The organism is Staphylococcus aureus (assembly GCF_001027105.1).
Taxonomy (GTDB): domain Bacteria; phylum Bacillota; class Bacilli; order Staphylococcales; family Staphylococcaceae; genus Staphylococcus; species Staphylococcus aureus.
In genome coordinates this window covers 537,181-556,663 of the sequence record NZ_CP011526.1, presented here as the reverse complement: position 1 = coordinate 556,663, position 19,483 = coordinate 537,181, and the positions used below count along the sequence as shown (strand labels likewise).

The following is a 19,483-nucleotide window of genomic DNA, read 5'->3' as shown; positions in this document are numbered from 1 at the left end:
TGATTAGTTATTATTTTTAACAGTATCTTTTTGTTCAATAGCTTCTAACATTAATTTAGTCATGCTCGCTAAATCATATTTAGGATCAAATCCCCATTCGCCACGTGAACAGCTTGTATCAATAGAATCCGGCCAACTATTAGCGATACCTTGTCTAATAGGATCAACATCGTAATCTAATGTAAAATTGGGATAGTATTCTTGAATTGCTTCTTTTACCATCTCTGGATCAAAACTCATTGCGCTCAAATTATAACCATTTCTAGTTTCTAATTTAGCGTCGTCTGCTTCCATAAGTTTAATAATTGCTTCAATTGCATCATCCATATACATCATATCCATATACGTGCCTTTATCTATGAAGCTTGTATAATGACCCTCTCTTACTGCTTTGAAGTATATTTCAACAGCATAGTCTGTAGTACCGCCACCTGGCTCTTTAACATGCGAGATTAAACCTGGGAATCTAACACTTCTTGTATCTACACCAAAACGTTTGAAATAGTATTGACACAATAATTCTCCAGCTACTTTATTTACACCATACATTGTCGTAGGTTGCTGAATCGTTACTTGTGGCGTATTAACTTTAGGAGTTGAGTCTCCAAATGCACCAATTGAACTTGGTGTGAAAAAGTGCAAATTATAAGTTCTTGCAGCTTCTAATGCATTCATTAATCCACCCATATTTAAATCCCAAGCTAGAATTGGATTTTTCTCAGCAGTTGCTGATAATAATGCTGCCATATGCATTAGACTATCCGCTTCAAAGTCCCTAACTAACTCAAACATACGGTCACGATCTGTTACGTCTAAGATTTCAAATGGTCCATTTTGTACAGGTGAGTCTGCTTCAGGTTCCCTAATATCTGTAGCAAGAACATTATCTGTCCCATAAATTTCTCTGCACTTAACAACTAATTCTGTACCAATTTGTCCTAATGCACCAGTAATCATAATTTTTTTCATAGAAATATCTCCTTTGTCTCTTCTATATAGCTATAGTCCATCACAAGCGGACATAATATTCATTTTCATAATAATTATAATATAAAAGCGCTTTCTTGTATATATGACATGTACATGTTGCTGATATTTCTGTAAATGGAAATTCTAGTTGTATTAATTGATTTTAGTAATTTATAGCGTTTATTATTGCTAATTACTGTCAAATTAAATTTTTTATCCCTCAACTCTTAAACTCTGGATATCTTTCATTATATTAGCTTTTTTATAACCATGGATATCATGTAAAGCCTTATAAGCTTTAAATAATGTTTCATACCTTTGTACTTTTTCCGCTTCTGGATTAATTTCGTATAAAATTGGCTCTTTCATAGCATCAACTGCGTCATTAATTGAATTATGTGCGCCACCACTGACTGCACCTAATATTGCTGCGCCTATTGCTGGTGCATACTCACTATCCATAACAATTAGTTTTTTATTCAGTACATTCGCATAGATATCCATCATAACAGCATTCTTTTTAGGTATACCGCCACATGCAAATACCTTTTCTACTTCCATATGCCAATCTTGATACTGTTGCATAATCATCTTAGTACCAAATGCTGTAGCTTCTAAATATGCTCTATAAATATCCTCATGCTTAGTTTGTAAAGTTAATCCAAAGATACAACCTGTTAAATTGCTATCACTTAATACACTTCGATTTCCATTATGCCAATCAAGAGCAATGAGCCCACTTTCACCTGGCATTTGATGTTTTATCTTTTCATTCATTAATTCAAATACAGTCATATTTCTATTTTCTGCTTCATCTACATATGACTTTGGTGCTTGCTTAGCGACATACTCAAACAAATCACCTACTGCTGATTGCCCCGCTTCATAAGCAAATAATTCTGGAATAATTGCTCCTTTTACAGAACCTGATATACCTGGCACTTGATGTTGCTTTTCATTTAACATAAGATGGCATGTGCTTGTTCCCATCACCATAGTCATTTCTTTATCTTTTTCAGACCCAATACCTAATAAACTAGCATGGGCATCAATAATAAAAGGACTTACCATAGTTTCTTTTGATAATCCTAATTTCTGTGCCATTTTATCATCCAGTTTCCCTACTGCTTCACCAATATTAACAACCGGTGCAGATACTTTATCTTGAATTACTTTTGATAATTTGGGGTCTATTTTATCAAATAAATCATAATGAAACCCTGTTTCTTCTTCCCAAAATGCTTTGAAACCTAATCCACAATTCGAGCGTACATTTTTATTAGTTAATTTATTTACAATCCAATCGCCCGCTTCCATAATATAAGCCGTTTTTTCCATAATTTCTGGTGCTCGATTCATGACCTCCATTATTTTGGGAATCATCCATTCACTACTAACATTATATCCATAATGGCCTAACCACTTATTATTATTTTCAATAGCAGTTTGATATAATTTCTCTGCCTCTTTATATGCACCATGATGTTTCCAAAGTTTCACATACGCATGTGGATTGTTTTTAAATTGTTTTAAGTTATGTACCGGGTTAAGGTTTTCGTCAGTAAAAATAATAGTAGATGAAGTAAAGTCTATACCAATACCTACTATATTGTCTGGATCTATTTTTGATTCACGTACTATATATGATATTCCTTCTTCCATAATTTCTAAATAATCATTACTATTTTGAAGTGCATATGTATGTGGTATTTTCAAACCATTTAATTCACTCTCAATGACACCATGTGTATATGGTTTCACAAATTTTGATACTACTTGACCGTTAGTTGTATTAATTAAAAACACACGGCCTGAAGCAGTTCCATAATCAATTCCAATGCTATAAGACATCATGTTTCCTCCATATCGCTAGTTGCGGTTATTAGTTTTGCAAGCGTTTTCTTAAATCATACTCATAATAGGTTCTATTTTACAAGTATCACTTAAATTTTGCCAAAAAAAAAGAGCCCTCATACATTTACATATGAGGCTCCTCTAATTAATATTTAATTATTTATTTTGTATTGCATTTAACATTTCATTAACTGCTAATTTTCCTAACTCATTTGAAGCTAAAGGACTGTCACCTGTTAATAATTTACGATCTTTTAACGTTCTTCCTGTCATATCGTCGTTAACTACTTTTAATCCTTGTTTAGTTAATAAATCAGCAACTAACCATTTCAAGCGTCCAGGTAAATAACCTATTTCAATATTTGCACCTTCATCTAATGAGTCAGGGAAGACACAAACAGAGTATCCTTCTAATGGAGATTTTTCTCTGTTAAGCCCTGCTGAAAGTAGTGCTGCTGGTCCATGACATAATGTAACTATAAAGCGGTCATTGTCTAATGCCCAATCTAATGTTTGTTGAACGTCCTCACTTTCAGAAATACCAACAACTGCAGCATGTCCGCCTGGGATAAAGACAGATAAATAGTCTGAATCAGGTCCTAATTCATTTTTAATCACATCTGCTAATTTTTTTGGCTGTTTTAATTTTTCTTTCAATTTATTATAAGTACTTATAACTGCCTCGTCTTCAGTTGGCATAGCCCATAATTCTAATTTAACTGGATAACCAGATAATGTCGCAACATCAACGTCAAAACCTGCTTCCATTAAATGATGTAAAGGTAATAACATTTCAACAGGATGATTACCCGTAGAGAACATTTTTCCATTTTCCAATAATACATATCGCTCTTCAGCAGCAATCATCAATACTTTCCATTTACCATCTTTATAGGCACCTTTGTGTTCAACACCATCAAAATCTGTTTTAGGTGCTGTATATTGACTAAGGGAATATGGTGATGGGAAAAATGCGTTATCTTCTGCTTTATCTGGCGTTGGTTGCTTACTTAATTCATTTACATCTTGTGACATAGTTTATTCCTACTTTCTCTATATAGTTACTACTAGTATAGACATATACTACACACTATAAACATGTATTACTATTAAAATGCTCATTATCAAAAATAATCAAAATGAATTTCTTTGAAAAAAATACAACTAAATTCTACAAGATGCTTTTAAAATTCAAACTTCAATTTTGGGGAGCACTAAACATTGATATACGAACTTACTGTTAATAAACTAAACATTAAAAAAAGCCCACGACAATATTTGCCGTGGGAATAAATAAATATTAAATCAACTTCATTTCTTTTCCTACTTTTTCATAAGCCGCAATTGCTTCATCTAACATGTCTTTTGTATGTGCAGCTGTAGGCATATTTCTTACACGTCCTGTACCTCTTGGTACTGTTGGGAAAACGATAGATTTCACATAGACACCTTCGTCTTTTAAACGCTTACTAAATTCTTGAGTTGTTTTTTCATCACCAATAATTACTGGTGTAATTGGAGTTTCTGACTCACCTGTATCATATCCTAATTTTGACAATCCATTTTTTAAATATTGTGCATTGTTCCATAATTTATCATGTAATTCAGTTGAATCCATTAACTTTTTAACTGCTTCAGTTATTGCTTTGGTATCCCCAGGTGCTAATGATGTAGAGAATAAGAATGGTCGTGATTGTGCTTTTAACCAATCTATTAACTCTTTTGTACCTGCTACATAACCGCCAACGACACCAATTGCTTTAGAAAGCGTACCTATTTGGAAATCGATTTTATCTTGTAAACCAAAATGTTTAACCGTACCAGCGCCTTTACCCATAACACCTGAACCATGAGCGTCGTCAACATAAGTTAATAAACCAAATTCTTCTGCAATTTCTACAATTTCAGGTAATTTAGCCACATCACCATCCATACTAAAAACGCCATCAGTGATATACATCACTTTATTGTATTGACCTGATTCAACTGCTTCTTTTGCTTTCGCACGTAAATCATCCATGTCTGAATGGTTAACTCGAATAATTTTAGCTTTAGATAAGCGACATCCATCAATAATTGATGCATGATTAAGCTCATCTGATAAAATAGCATCATTTTTATTCATGACAGCTGAAATAGCAGCCATATTACAATTAAATCCTGATTGATAAGCTATTGCAGCTTCTGTTCCTTTAAATTTTGCTAGTGTTTCTTCTAATTCGTCGTGTAAATCTAATGTACCATTGATTGTACGAACAGCGCCTGCACCTACACCATGTGTATCAATAGCTGCTTTTGCAGCTGATTTCAAATCTTCATTTGTTGCTAGTCCTAAATAATTATTTGAAGATAAGTTAATGTATGATTTCCCATTGATTTTGATTTCTGGTCCGTTTGCACCTTCAATTGTATCTATTTCATTATACAAACCATTTTCTTTTAGATAATTTATATTTTCCTCTAAAAACTCATGTAATGATTGAACCACAGTATATAATCCCCCTTAAGTATTGTTTGGTAATACCTTTATCATACAGTAATTCTACATAACTTGAAAGCCTTATCATTCATAGATAAAATATCTCAAAGCAATCATTTAGTACGATAATTTCATAAAATGTTATACTATAAACATTATTTTAGAAAGTAGTGATAAGGGTGTTAGATTGGTTCCAACTAGCAAATAATAAAGAAAATAAAACAATTCAACTCAGACGTTATTTACACCAATATCCTGAGTTATCTTTTGAAGAATTTCAAACACATGATTATATTGTTAACCAATTAAGCCAGTTATCTTGTGATATTGAAACTCCTATCGGCCGCAATGGTATCAAAGCCACATTTAAAGGCTTGGGCACAGGACCTACCATTGCATTAAGAGCTGACTTTGATGCGTTACCTGTCGAGGAATTAAACGATGTGCCTTATAAGTCTAAAAATCCAGGATGTATGCATGCGTGTGGGCATGATGGTCATACAGCAATTTTACTTACTGTAGCAGAGATTTTAGATGAACATAAACATTTATTAGAAGGTAATGTTGTATTAATATTCCAGTACGGTGAAGAAATCATGCCAGGTGGTTCTCAAGAAATGATAGATGCTGGATGTCTGGAAAATGTAGATAGAATTTACGGTACACATTTATGGAGTGGTTATCCTACTGGAACTATTCATTCACGTGCGGGGGCAATCATGGCCTCTCCAGATGAATTTAGCGTCACATTTAAAGGTCGTGGTGGTCATGGTGCCAAACCTCATGAAACCATTGACCCAATAGTAATCATGGCAGAGTTCATTTTAAGTGCACAAAAAATAATTTCACGTACGATCGATCCAGTTAAACAAGCTGTACTTTCATTTGGAATGATTCAAGCAGGCACCACAGATAGCGTTATTCCTGATCAAGCATTTTGTAAAGGTACAGTTAGAACTTTCGATTCAGATATACAGAATCATGTAATGGACAAAATGGATAAGCTTCTACAAGGTTTAGCAATAGCAAATGATATTAACTATGATTTGAATTATATTAAAGGGTATTTGCCTGTCCATAATAACGAGAAAGCATATCAAGTTATTAAAGAAGCAACAAATGACTTACATGTACGCTTTAATGAATCAGATTTAATGATGATTGGAGAAGATTTTTCACATTATTTGAAAGTACGACCAGGTGCATTCTTTCTGACTGGTTGTGGTAATGAAAGTAAAGGTATTACAGCGCCACACCATAATCCCAAATTTGATATTGATGAAAAATCATTAAAATACGCTGTAGCTGTATTTTTAAAAATCATAGAATTAGAGCAAGTATTTAAAACAAATTAAGCATTTAAATTAATTGAAAGATATGAATCTGAGACATAAACTAATGAAATGCTCCCTTCAAAGTAGACATTGAAAAAATGAAAACTTTGAAGGGAGCATTTTACAATGTCCAAGACTCAACAATTTTATTTAAACAGTATTATCAGTTATAAGTTTTATTAGTCAGTCTTTCATCAATTATTGTTCTTCTAAATCGAATAGCCATTACAAAATTTACACATTAAAAAAAGACCCCTCGATTGAGGGATCTTCTTTTTATATAAAATCTAAGAAATTAGAAATTATTTAATGATTTCAGTAACAACGCCTGATCCTACAGTACGTCCACCTTCACGGATTGAGAAACGAGTACCGTCTTCAATCGCGATTGGAGCGATTAATTCTACTGTCATTTCAACGTTATCACCAGGCATTACCATTTCAGTACCTTCTGGTAAGTGAACAACACCAGTTACGTCAGTAGTACGGAAATAGAATTGTGGACGATAGTTTGAGAAGAATGGAGTGTGACGTCCACCTTCGTCTTTTGATAATACGTATACTTCTGCTTTGAATTCAGTATGTGGTGTAATTGAACCAGGAGCAGCTAATACTTGACCACGTTGTACGTCTTCACGAGCAACACCACGTAATAATGCACCAATGTTGTCACCAGCTTCAGCGTAGTCTAATAATTTACGGAACATTTCAACACCTGTAACAGTTGTTTTAGATGTGTCATGTAAACCGATGATTTCAACTTCTTCACCAACTTTGATTTGACCACGTTCAACACGGCCTGTAGCAACAGTACCACGACCAGTGATTGAGAATACGTCCTCAACTGGCATCATGAATGGTTTGTCAGAATCACGTTCTGGAGTTGGAATGTAAGTATCTACAGCTTCCATTAATTCTAAGATTTTTTCTTCGTATTGAGCATCGCCTTCTAAAGCTTTTAATGCTGAACCAGCGATTACAGGTACATCGTCACCTGGGAAGTCATATTCGCTTAATAAGTCACGAACTTCCATTTCTACTAATTCTAATAATTCTTCATCGTCAACCATGTCAACTTTGTTTAAGAATACTACTAATGCTGGTACACCAACGTTACGTGATAAAAGAATGTGTTCACGAGTTTGTGGCATTGGACCGTCAGCAGCAGATACTACTAAGATACCGCCGTCCATTTGAGCAGCACCAGTGATCATGTTTTTAACGTAGTCAGCGTGTCCTGGGCAGTCAACGTGAGCGTAGTGACGTTTGTCAGTTTGGTACTCAATGTGAGAAGTATTGATTGTGATACCACGTTCTTTTTCTTCTGGAGCGTTGTCAATCATGTCATATGATTGTGCAACTGAGTCACCATTTTTTGCTAATACAGTAGCGATTGCTGCTGTTAATGTTGTTTTACCATGGTCAACGTGACCGATAGTACCGATATTGGCATGTTCTTTAGAACGATCGAATTTTTCTTTTGCCATTATAAAATCTCTCCTATTCTAATTAAAAATAATATTTAAATTTATCTCTCATGATAGTTTCTCACCATCATGAGAAATTATTTATAGCGATGCAAAAAGAATTTTACAATTCTATTATAATGCATTCACCCCAAAAATCAAACTATAAAGATGATAGCTTACATTTAAGCTCACCTTGTATTTTAACCTAGGCTAGCTAGTCAAAACAAGTTATATTATTCACCTTTATTTTTCTTGATAATATCTTCAGCGATTGATTTTGGAACTTCAGCATAGTGATCGAAGTACATAGTGTAAGTACCGCGACCTTGAGTGTTTGAACGTAATGATGTTGCATAACCGAACATTTCTGAAAGTGGTACATAAGCATTAACAACTTGTGCATTACCACGAGGTTCCATACCATCAACACGTCCACGACGAGATGTTACGTCACCCATGATATCACCCATGTACTCTTCAGGCATTTCAATAGTTACTTTCATCATTGGTTCTAAGATTACAGGATCACATTTTTTAGCAGCTTCTTTAAGTGCTAATGATGCAGCAATTTTGAAGGCCATTTCAGATGAATCGACATCATGGTATGAACCATCATATAATTTAGCTTTAACATCAATTAAAGGATAACCTGCTAAAACACCATTTTCCATAGCATCTTTAAGACCAGCTTCTACTGATGGAATGTATTCACGAGGAACTACACCACCAACGATAGCGTTTTCGAATTCGAAACCTGCGCCTGTTTCGTTTGGTGTGAATTCAATGTGAACATCACCGTATTGACCACGACCACCAGATTGACGAGAGAATTTACCTTGAACTTGTGCAGATGATTTGAATGTTTCACGATATGAAACCATTGGAGCACCTACGTTACATTCAACGTTGAATTCTTTCTTCATACGGTCTACTAAGATGTCTAAGTGAAGCTCACCCATACCACCGATGATAACTTGTCCAGTTTCTTCGTCAGTGTGTGCATGGAATGTTGGGTCTTCTTCTTGTAATTTAACTAAAGCTTGAGTCATTTTATCTTGGTCAGCTTTAGATTTTGGCTCTACTGATAAGTGAATAACTGGCTCTGGGAATTCCATTGATTCCAAGATAATGTCATTTTTCTCACCACATAAAGTATCACCAGTACCTGTATCTTTAAGACCTACCGCAGCAGCGATATCTCCAGAGTATACAGTATCGATTTCTTGACGTGAGTTAGCGTGCATTTGTAATAAACGACCTACACGTTCACGTTTACCTTTAGTAGAGTTCTTAACGTATGAACCAGATGTCATTGTACCTGAATACACACGGAAGAATGTTAATTTACCAACATAAGGGTCAGTCATAACTTTGAACGCTAATGCAGCGAATTCAGCTGAATCGTCTGCTTTCGCGATTACTTCTTCTTCAGGGTTGCTAGCACGGTGACCAATAATTGGTTTAACGTCTAGTGGTGAAGGTAAGTAATCAATTACAGCGTCAAGCATTAATTGAACACCTTTGTTTTTGAAAGCTGTACCACAAAGTACTGGGTAGAATTCTACGTTAGTAGTAGCTTGGCGGATAGCTTCTTTTAATTCAGAAACTGAAATTTCTTCGTCACCAAGATATTTTTCCATTAATTCGTCGCTAGTTTCTGCAACTGCTTCGATTAAGCTAGCACGAGCTTCTTCAGCTCTATCTAAGTGGTCTTCAGGAATTTCAATTTCTTCAATTTCAGTACCTAAATCATTTGTATATTTGAAACATTTCATTTCAACTAAGTCAATGATTGCTTCGAATTCGTCTTCCGCACCAATTGGTAATTGGATTGGAGCAGCGTTAGCTTGTAAACGATCATGTAATGTACTTACAGAGTATTCGAAGTTAGCACCTAATTTGTCCATTTTGTTTACAAATACGATACGTGGAACACCATAAGTTGTAGCCTGACGCCAAACTGTTTCAGTTTGAGGTTCAACACCTGATTGTGCATCAAGTACTGTAACTGCTCCGTCAAGTACACGTAATGAACGTTCAACTTCTACAGTGAAGTCTACGTGTCCAGGTGTATCGATAATGTTTACACGGTGACCTTCCCAAGCTGCTGTTGTTGCAGCAGATGTGATAGTAATACCACGGTCTTGTTCTTGCTCCATCCAGTCCATTTGTGAAGCACCTTCGTGTGTTTCACCAATTTTGTGGATACGGCCAGTGTAATAAAGAATACGTTCAGTCGTAGTCGTTTTACCAGCATCAATGTGAGCCATGATACCGATATTACGAGTTTTTTCTAATGAAAATTCTCTAGCCATGTATTTTTTCTCCTTCCAGTTTATATTACTGAATAAATACGATAGATATGGCGATGCCCTAAGCATGAACGCTTAATGAAAATTCATTAATATAGAACACACTCAGGGTAAAAGCTTTTATCTTACCAACGGTAGTGAGCAAATGCTTTGTTTGCTTCAGCCATTTTGTGAGTGTCCTCACGTTTCTTAACGGCACCACCTGTATTATTTGCTGCATCTAAAATTTCGTTAGCTAAACGATCTTCCATCGTTTTTTCACCACGAAGACGTGCATAGTTAACTAACCAACGTAAACCTAAAGTAGTACGACGCTCTGGACGAACTTCTACTGGTACTTGATAGTTAGAACCACCTACGCGACGAGCTTTAACTTCTAATACTGGCATAATGTTGTTGATTGCTTCTTCGAATACTTCTAATGCATCACGACCACTGCGTTGTTCAACTAGGTCGAATGCTGAATAAAGAATTCTTTGTGCTGTTCCACGTTTACCATCTAACATAATTTTGTTAATTAATTTAGTTACTAACTTAGAGTTATGAATTGGATCTGGTAATACGTCTCTTTTAGGTACTGATCCTTTACGAGGCATAATGTAAATCCTCCCTTCCTTATATTAAATATTTTAAGTTTAAGATTTAATTAAAAACTAAATTCTTAGTTTTTAGGTTTCTTAGTTCCGTATAATGAACGACCTTGTCTACGTCCGTCAACACCTGAAGTATCAAGTGCTCCACGTACAATATGGTAACGCACACCTGGTAAGTCTTTTACACGTCCACCACGTACAAGTACAACACTGTGTTCTTGTAAGTTATGTCCGATACCAGGGATGTATGCGTTAATTTCGATGTTGTTTGATAAACGCACACGTGCATATTTACGTAACGCTGAGTTAGGTTTTTTAGGTGTCATTGTACCTACACGAGTACATACACCACGTTTTTGTGGTGAGTTTAAGTCAGTAAATTTTTTCTTTTTACTGTTGAAACCTTTATTTAAAGCTGGAGAATCTGATTTTTTGATTTTGCTTTGTCTTGGTTTACGTACTAATTGGTTAATAGTTGGCATGTGATATGTCCTCCTCTCTTCACTTTTTAATCCCACACATCCAGGTGGTTCATTTTTAGGTTAAATAAAATTTAGTAAGTAAAACACTTACTAATTCTCATTTAATCAATGCTACTATTGTCGCATTGACGTTAATACCTACATGTTTACCCAAAGCATGTTTGCTTTTGAAAAAAGATACAGGTATATTTTTCTGATTGATTTGGCTTAACACGCGAGTCATTAAATATACTTCAACGTCTTCAGCAATAATCAAAGATGTAACTTGATCTTTCTTTAACGCTTTAAGCGTTTCTTTAAGACCAACTACAAAATGTTGTTTGTTAAAGCGTGCAACTTTTTCCTTAGACAATAATTTATCCTCCAAAGTTCTGCTTGCATCAACCTTTAATATATTAACATTGAACAAGAGAATTCGTCAACATTAAATCAAATAATTTACATAAAAATAACAAGAGGCTAAAGCATTAGCCTCTGTTATATACTTGTTATTCCGTTACTTCAGTTTGAGATTCAACTTCTGCAACTGGTTTAGCTGTTTTTTCGTATTTTACGTCGCTATAACGTCTCATACCAGTACCAGCTGGAATTAACTTACCAATAATTACGTTTTCTTTAAGACCTAATAAGTCATCACGCTTACCTTTAATTGCTGCATCTGTAAGAACTCTTGTTGTTTCTTGGAATGATGCTGCAGATAAGAAACTTTCTGTTTCAAGTGATGCTTTAGTAATACCAAGTAATACTGGTTTAGCTGTTGCAGGACGCTTACGGTGTTTAAATGCTTCTCTATTTGCATCTGTAAAGTTATGAATATCAACTAATGAACCTGGTAATAACTTCGTATCACCTGCTTCGATAATTCTAACTTTACGTAACATTTGTCGAACCATAACCTCAACGTGTTTATCGTCGATTTCTACACCTTGCATACGGTAAACTTTTTGTACTTCTTTTAATAAGTAGCTTTCAGTCGCGTTTAATCCAGCAACAGATAAGTAATTCTTAGGTTCAATAGAACCTTCAGTTAATACTTCACCACGTTGAACTGGTTGACCGATTTCTACAATAATTCTTGAAGTACCTGAAGCAAGGTATGATCTTGTTTCATTAGCACCTTTAACAACAATTTCTTGTTGTCTATCTTTTGCTAATTTAATATCTTCTACGACACCTTCGATTTCCGTAATTACCGCTTGACCTTTAGGGTTACGTGCTTCGAAAATCTCTTGAATACGAGGAAGACCTTGTGTGATATCGCTACCTGCTACCCCACCTGTATGGAATGTACGCATTGTAAGCTGTGTACCTGGTTCACCGATAGATTGGGCTGCAATTGTACCAACTGCTTCACCAACTTCAACTTTTTCACCAGTAGCAAGGTTTTTACCGTAACATTTTTCACAAACACCATGTCGTGCGTTACAAGTAAATGCTGAGCGAATATACATTTGTTCAATACCAGCATCTGTAATTTTCTTAGCAATTTCAGGTGTAATTAATTCATCAGGACGAATGATTATTTCATCAGTTTCAGGATGACGAATTGTTTCTTTAGAATAACGACCTTCAATACGTTCGATAAATGGTTCAATCATTTCTGTACCTTCTTTAATATCAGAAACTAATAAACCTCTATCAGTACCACAGTCTTCTTCACGAACAATAACATCTTGTGCCACGTCAACAAGACGACGAGTAAGATATCCTGAGTCAGCTGTTTTAAGTGCTGTATCGGCAAGACCTTTACGTGCACCGTGAGTTGAGATGAAGTATTCAAGTACTGTTAAACCTTCACGGAATGAAGATGTGATTGGTAATTCGATAATCTTACCAGATGGTGCGGCCATCAATCCACGCATACCTGCTAACTGTGTAAAGTTAGATGCGTTACCACGGGCACCTGAATCACTCATCATGAAGATTGGGTTAGTTTTATCAAGTGATTGCATCAATTCACCTTGAATTTGATCTTTTGCATCTGTCCAAATTTCAACAACTGCATTATATCTTTCTTCTTCAGTGATTAAACCACGGTTGAATTGTTTTGTAATTCTGTCGACTAATTTTTCATGCTCATCAAGTATTTGTTGCTTATCAGGTAATACTACGATATCAGCAACACCTACTGTAATACCAGCTTTAGATGAGAATTTGAATCCTAAGTCTTTCATACGGTCTAACATCATTGATGTATCAGTGATGCTAAATCTGTTGAATACTTCTGCAATAATATTACCTAAGAATTTTTTGTTGAAAGGTTCAATTAATTCTTCATTTTCAAAGTATTCTTTTAATCCACCTTCACCTAAAGTTGTAGGATCGATGAAATATCTGTTTGGTGTCTTTCTTTCTAAGTTTTCTTGCGTAGGTTCATTAATATAAGCAAATGAATCTGGAATGATTTCATTGAATATAATTTTACCTACTGACGTAGCAAGAATCTTTTTGTTTTGTTCTTCAGTAAATGTTGGATTATTGAACGAACTTGCATGTACACCAATTCTAGTGTGTAAATGTACAAAGCCATTTGCATATGCTTTTAATACTTCATTTGTATTATTAAAGATTGCGCCTGTATTTACTGCATCTTTTCTTTCTAAAGTAAGGTAATAGTTACCAAGTACCATATCTTGTGATGGTGTAACTACAGGTTTACCATCTTTAGGGTTCAAGATGTTTTGTGCTGCTAACATCAACATTCTTGCTTCAGCTTGTGCCTCTTTTGATAAAGGAACGTGAACCGCCATTTGGTCACCGTCAAAGTCAGCGTTATAAGCTGTTGTTACAAGTGGATGTAGACGAATCGCACGACCTTCAACTAAAGTTGGTTCAAATGCTTGAATACCAAGTCTATGAAGTGTTGGTGCACGGTTAAGTAATACAGGATGTTCTCTAATTACTTCTTCCAATACGTCCCAAACTTCATCATCCATACGTTCGATTTTACTCTTCGCATTTTTAATGTTAGTTGCAATTTCACGTTGAACTAATTCTTTCATTACGAATGGTTTAAATAGTTCAAGTGCCATTTCTTTTGGTAAACCACATTGGTACATTTTCAAGCTTGGACCTACTGCAATAACTGAACGTCCTGAATAGTCAACACGTTTACCAAGTAAGTTTTGACGGAAACGACCTTGTTTACCTTTTAACATATGAGATAAAGATTTTAATGGACGGTTACCTGGGCCAGTAACTGGACGACCACGACGACCATTATCAATTAAAGCGTCAACGGCTTCTTGTAACATACGTTTTTCGTTTTGAACGATGATACCAGGTGCACCTAAATCTAATAAACGTTTCAAACGATTATTTCGATTAATTACACGACGGTATAAGTCGTTTAAGTCACTTGTTGCAAATCGTCCACCATCTAATTGAACCATTGGACGAATTTCTGGTGGGATGATTGGAAGTACATCTAAAATCATCCATGAAGGTTTGTTACCTGAATTACGGAATGATTCAACAACTTCTAAACGTTTAATTGCACGAGTAAGTCTTTGACCAGTAGCTGATTCCAACTCATCGCGTAACAATTTAAGTTCTTCGTCAAGATCAATCTCTTCAAGTAAATCTTTAATACCTTCTGCACCCATTTTTGCAACGAATTGACCTGGGTATTTATCATAATAATCTCTGAATTCAGCTTCAGATAATAAAGTTTTCTTTTCTAAACCAGTTGGACCTGGATCTACAACAACATAAGAAGCAAAGTAAATAACTTCTTCTAATGCTCTTGGTGACATGTCAAGTAATAATCCCATACGACTTGGTATACCTTTGAAATACCAAATGTGAGAAACTGGAGCAGCAAGTTCAATGTGACCCATTCTTTCACGACGTACTTTAGATTTAGTTACTTCAACTCCACATCTGTCACAGACCATGCCTTTGTAGCGAACACGTTTGTATTTACCACAACTACATTCCCAGTCTTTTGTAGGTCCGAAAATTCTTTCACAGAATAGACCATCTTTTTCAGGTTTTAATGTACGGTAGTTGATTGTTTCAGGTTTTTTAACTTCACCAAAAGACCAAGAACGGATTTTTTCAGGTGAAGCCAATCCTATTTTCATATAATGGAAATTATTTACATCAATCAAGGAGCCTACCTCCTTCAATTTAGATTAGCTGTGCTATTTGATTGATTTGCATTTATTTAAAATGGCTTAAAGTACTAAACTGAATCATCAATAAAATTCAGCTTAGTATCTTTTTGCCTGTTTTGTAAATTGCGTATTAATCAGTAACTTCTTTTTGTGTTTCAGGAGCATCATTTTGTTGTAAATCTACTTTGCGTTCTACAACATCATCGTCATCAACGTCTGTCATTTCGATTTCATTATCTTGCTCATCCATAACTTTTACATCTAAACCTAAACTTTGTAATTCTTTCATCAATACTCGGAATGATTCTGGAACACTTGGTCTAGAGATGTTTTCACCTTTAACAATAGCCTCGTATGTTTTCACACGTCCTACTGTATCATCGGATTTGTAAGTTAAGATTTCTTGTAATGTGTATGCAGCACCATATGCTTCAAGTGCCCATACCTCCATCTCACCAAAACGTTGTCCACCGAATTGCGCTTTACCGCCAAGTGGTTGTTGTGTAACAAGTGAATATGGTCCTGTTGAACGCGCATGTAATTTATCATCAACCATGTGCGCAAGTTTCAACATGTACATTACACCTACTGAAATACGGTTATCGAATGGTTCACCTGTACGTCCATCATAAAGTACAGTTTTACCATCACGAGCCATACCAGCTTCTTCAATTGTTGACCATACATCGTCATCGTTTGCACCGTCAAATACTGGTGATGCAACGTGAATACCAAGATTTTTAGCAGCCATACCTAAGTGTAGCTCTAATACTTGTCCGATGTTCATACGAGATGGTACACCAAGAGGATTTAACATGATATCGATCGGACGTCCATCTGGTAAGTAAGGCATATCTTCTTCAGGAACAATCTTAGAAATGACACCTTTGTTACCATGTCGACCACACATCTTATCACCAACATGAATTTTACGTTTTTGAACGATATATACACGTACTAATTGGTTTACACCAGGTGATAATGTATCGTCGCCTTCTTCACGATTGAATACTTTTACATCAAGAACGATACCGCCAGCGCCGTGAGGTACACGTAATGAAGTATCTCTAACTTCACGTGCTTTTTCACCAAAGATTGCATGTAACAATCTTTCTTCGGCAGTTAACTCAGTTACACCTTTAGGCGTTACTTTACCAACTAAAATATCTCCATCTTTTACTTCTGCACCAATATAAACGATACCACGATCGTCTAAGTTCTTAAGTGCACTTTCAGAAACATTAGGAATATCTCTTGTGATTTCTTCAGGTCCTAACTTAGTATCACGTGCTTCTGATTCATACTCTTCAATATGAATAGAAGTATACACGTCATCTTTCACAAGTCTTTCACTCATGATAACGGCATCCTCATAGTTGTAACCGTCCCAAGTCATGAAACCAACTACTACGTTTCTACCTAATGCCATTTCTCCTAATTCCATAGATGGTCCATCTGCTAAAATCTCGTTATACTCAACAACATCTCCAACTGCAACGATTGGACGTTGGTTGTAACATGTACCTGAGTTTGAACGTTTAAATTTAGCTAATGGATAGCGATCTAATTCACCTTCATGCTCAACGCCGTTCTCTTCAACTAGACGACGAACAAGAATTTCATTAGATTCAACATGTTCAACACGACCTCTGTGCTTAGCTGTAATAGCCGCACCAGAATCACGTGCTGCAACGTGTTCCATACCTGTACCAACAAATGGTGCTTCTGGATTCATCAAAGGCACTGCTTGACGTTGCATGTTCGCACCCATCAATGCACGGTTTGAGTCATCATTTTCTAAGAATGGAATACATGCTGTCGCTGCTGAAACAACTTGCTTCGGCGATACATCCATATAATCCATTTTTTCTTTAGCCATAACTGTATTGTTACCACGGAAACGACATACAACTTCATCATCCATGAAACGACCATTTTCATCTAATTTAGAGTTTGCTTGTGCTACAACATAGCTATCTTCTTCGTCAGCTGTTAAATAGTCAATTTGATCAGTGATAGCATGTGTATCTAAATCAACTTTACGATATGGTGTTTCAATAAAGCCGAATTCATTTACACGTGCATAACTTGATAATGAGTTAATCAATCCAATGTTTGGCCCCTCAGGTGTTTCAATTGGACACATACGGCCATAGTGAGAGTAGTGAACGTCACGTACTTCCATTTGAGCACGTTCACGTGTTAAACCACCAGGTCCTAATGCTGATAGACGACGTTTATGCGTTAACTCAGCTAATGGGTTTGCTTGGTCCATGAATTGTGATAATTGAGAGCTACCAAAGAATTCTTTAATAGATGCAATAACAGGTCGAATATTAATTAATTGTTGAGGTGTGATAGACTCAGTATCTTGAATTGACATTCTTTCACGTACAACTCTTTCCATTCTTGATAAACCGATACGGAATTGGTTTTGTAGTAATTCACCTACAGAACGTAAACGACGGTTACCTAAATGGTCAATATCATCTGTATATCCAATACCGCTTAATAAGTTAAAGAAGTAACTCATTGAAGCAATGATATCTGCTGGTGTAATGCATTTAACTTCTGAGTCAGGGAAAGCATTACCAATTACAGTTGTCGTACGACCTTCATCATCGTTAGGAACATATACTTTAATTGATTGAATTTCTACTGGCTCGTCTATAACGCTACCATGCAATTCAAACACTTCGCTGTTTGCATTTGATTCAAGTACATCCATGATTTCGTCGATTTTACGACGATCAAGCACTGTACCTTCTTCAACTACAATTTCACCAGTTTCAGTATTTACAATTGGCTCAGCTAATTTTTGATTAAATAAACGATGTTTTAAATGTAATTTTTTGTTTGTTTTATAACGACCCACGCTTGCTAAGTCATAGCGTTTTGGATCAAAGAAACGTGAATACAATAGACTTTTAGCATTTTCAACAGTTGGTGGTTCACCTGGACGTAAACGTTCATAGATTTCTAATAACGCTTGTTCAGTGTTTTCAGTGCCGTCTTTCTCTAAAGTATTACGTAAATATTCATTGTCACCTAAAAGGTCAACAATTTCTTGGTCGCTTGAGAAACCTAATGCACGTAACAATACTGTTAATGGTAGTTTACGTGTTCTATCAATACGTACGTATACAACATCTTTAGCATCTGTTTCATATTCTAACCATGCACCACGGTTTGGAATAATTGTTGCATCATAGTTTTCACGACCATTTTTGTCGATTTTTTCATTGAAATAAACGGATGGTGAACGAACTAATTGAGATACGATTACACGTTCTGCACCATTGATAACGAACGTACCTGTATCAGTCATTAATGGGAAATCACCCATAAAGACTTCTTGTTCTTTAACTTCTCCTGTTTCTTTAATGATTAGACGCACTTTTACACGAAGAGGTGCAGCATAAGTAGCGTCACGGTTTTTAGATTCTTCTAAATCATATTTTGGTTCTCCTAAACGGTAATCCACAAACTCTAATGACAAATTACCAGTAAAATCTTCAATTGGAGAAATGTCTCTAAACATTTCGATTAAACCTTCTCTTAGGAACCACTCGTAAGATTTAGTTTGAATTTCTATTAAGTTTGGTAATTCTAATACTTCTGAAATTCTCGCGTAGTTTCTACGTTTACGATGTCTTCCATATTGGACAACTTGACCTGCCAAACAGATTCACCCCTCAAAAATTATGTGATCCGCTTTTAGCTAAATACCATAAGCATATTAATAAAAAGACAAAAAGAAAACGGCAACACTAATGATGACACCATTTTCGATTCTATATTTATTCTTAATTAACTTATCTATTTAACGTAAAAGTACACACTTATTGAACATAAATTTTTACATTATATAAC

12 protein-coding genes are annotated in these 19,483 nt (G+C 35.5%); 1 reads left to right on the top strand and 11 read right to left on the bottom strand.

What is annotated here, in order from left to right:
* Positions 1-3: 3 nt before the first annotated feature.
* The 4 genes from AA076_RS02660 to AA076_RS02645 all read right to left on the bottom strand — a co-directional run bounded on the left by AA076_RS02660 (position 4) and on the right by AA076_RS02645 (position 5,311).
* Positions 4-969, bottom strand: coding sequence for an NAD-dependent epimerase/dehydratase family protein (locus AA076_RS02660; protein WP_000723301.1), 966 nt, complete (start codon positions 967-969; stop codon positions 4-6).
* A 213-nt stretch (positions 970-1,182) separates the two neighbouring features.
* Positions 1,183-2,820 (bottom strand): ribulokinase, encoded by a 1,638-nt coding sequence (locus AA076_RS02655; protein ID WP_000122340.1) that lies wholly within the window; start codon positions 2,818-2,820, stop codon positions 1,183-1,185.
* 159 nt (positions 2,821-2,979) lie between these two features.
* Positions 2,980-3,858 (bottom strand): glyoxalase III HchA, encoded by an 879-nt coding sequence (gene hchA / locus AA076_RS02650; protein ID WP_000076404.1) that lies wholly within the window; start codon positions 3,856-3,858, stop codon positions 2,980-2,982.
* A gap of 265 nt (positions 3,859-4,123) precedes the next feature.
* Positions 4,124-5,311: a glycine C-acetyltransferase gene (locus tag AA076_RS02645; protein WP_000250824.1), complete on the bottom strand. Its 1,188-nt coding sequence runs from the start codon at positions 5,309-5,311 to the stop codon at positions 4,124-4,126.
* Between the two features lie 170 nt (positions 5,312-5,481).
* Between AA076_RS02645 and AA076_RS02640 the strand changes: the two genes are divergently transcribed.
* A complete protein-coding gene (locus AA076_RS02640; RefSeq protein ID WP_000887915.1) occupies positions 5,482-6,657 on the top strand; it encodes a M20 family metallopeptidase in 1,176 nt (391 codons plus the stop codon).
* Positions 6,658-6,938: 281 nt separating this feature from the next.
* On the opposite strand, the gene tuf is transcribed toward AA076_RS02640, so the two are convergent.
* The 7 genes from tuf to rpoB form a co-directional block, all read right to left on the bottom strand.
* Positions 6,939-8,123 carry an elongation factor Tu gene (gene tuf, locus AA076_RS02635; protein WP_001040568.1) on the bottom strand — a complete coding sequence of 395 codons (1,185 nt, stop codon included), beginning with the start codon at positions 8,121-8,123 and terminating at the stop codon, positions 6,939-6,941.
* A 215-nt stretch (positions 8,124-8,338) separates the two neighbouring features.
* Positions 8,339-10,420 (bottom strand): elongation factor G, encoded by a 2,082-nt coding sequence (fusA, locus tag AA076_RS02630; protein ID WP_000090315.1) that lies wholly within the window; start codon positions 10,418-10,420, stop codon positions 8,339-8,341.
* 122 nt (positions 10,421-10,542) lie between these two features.
* On the bottom strand, positions 10,543-11,013 hold the full coding sequence (gene rpsG, locus AA076_RS02625; protein WP_001137495.1) for a 30S ribosomal protein S7: 471 nt from the start codon (positions 11,011-11,013) through the stop codon (positions 10,543-10,545).
* 65 nt (positions 11,014-11,078) lie between these two features.
* Positions 11,079-11,492 (bottom strand): 30S ribosomal protein S12, encoded by a 414-nt coding sequence (gene rpsL, locus AA076_RS02620; RefSeq protein WP_001142337.1) that lies wholly within the window; start codon positions 11,490-11,492, stop codon positions 11,079-11,081.
* A 97-nt stretch (positions 11,493-11,589) separates the two neighbouring features.
* Positions 11,590-11,844: a ribosomal L7Ae/L30e/S12e/Gadd45 family protein gene (locus tag AA076_RS02615; RefSeq protein ID WP_000031892.1), complete on the bottom strand. Its 255-nt coding sequence runs from the start codon at positions 11,842-11,844 to the stop codon at positions 11,590-11,592.
* Positions 11,845-11,980: 136 nt separating this feature from the next.
* Positions 11,981-15,577 carry a DNA-directed RNA polymerase subunit beta' gene (gene rpoC / locus AA076_RS02610; protein ID WP_001788197.1) on the bottom strand — a complete coding sequence of 1,199 codons (3,597 nt, stop codon included), beginning with the start codon at positions 15,575-15,577 and terminating at the stop codon, positions 11,981-11,983.
* A gap of 163 nt (positions 15,578-15,740) precedes the next feature.
* Entirely contained in the window at positions 15,741-19,292 is a 3,552-nt protein-coding gene (gene rpoB, locus AA076_RS02605; protein ID WP_000918667.1) for a DNA-directed RNA polymerase subunit beta, read from the bottom strand.
* Positions 19,293-19,483 lie beyond the last annotated feature (191 nt).

What these genes read in the sequence shown, in the direction of transcription:
- AA076_RS02660 (WP_000723301.1), bottom strand. Translation starts at nt 969, where the DNA reads ATGAAAAAAATTATGATTACTGGTGCATTAGGACAAATTGGTACAGAA.
- AA076_RS02655 (WP_000122340.1), bottom strand. Translation starts at nt 2,820, where the DNA reads ATGTCTTATAGCATTGGAATTGATTATGGAACTGCTTCAGGCCGTGTG.
- hchA (WP_000076404.1), bottom strand. Translation starts at nt 3,858, where the DNA reads ATGTCACAAGATGTAAATGAATTAAGTAAGCAACCAACGCCAGATAAA.
- tuf (WP_001040568.1), bottom strand. Translation starts at nt 8,123, where the DNA reads ATGGCAAAAGAAAAATTCGATCGTTCTAAAGAACATGCCAATATCGGT.
- fusA (WP_000090315.1), bottom strand. Translation starts at nt 10,420, where the DNA reads ATGGCTAGAGAATTTTCATTAGAAAAAACTCGTAATATCGGTATCATG.
- rpsG (WP_001137495.1), bottom strand. Translation starts at nt 11,013, where the DNA reads ATGCCTCGTAAAGGATCAGTACCTAAAAGAGACGTATTACCAGATCCA.
- rpsL (WP_001142337.1), bottom strand. Translation starts at nt 11,492, where the DNA reads ATGCCAACTATTAACCAATTAGTACGTAAACCAAGACAAAGCAAAATC.
- rpoC (WP_001788197.1), bottom strand. Translation starts at nt 15,577, where the DNA reads ATGAAAATAGGATTGGCTTCACCTGAAAAAATCCGTTCTTGGTCTTTT.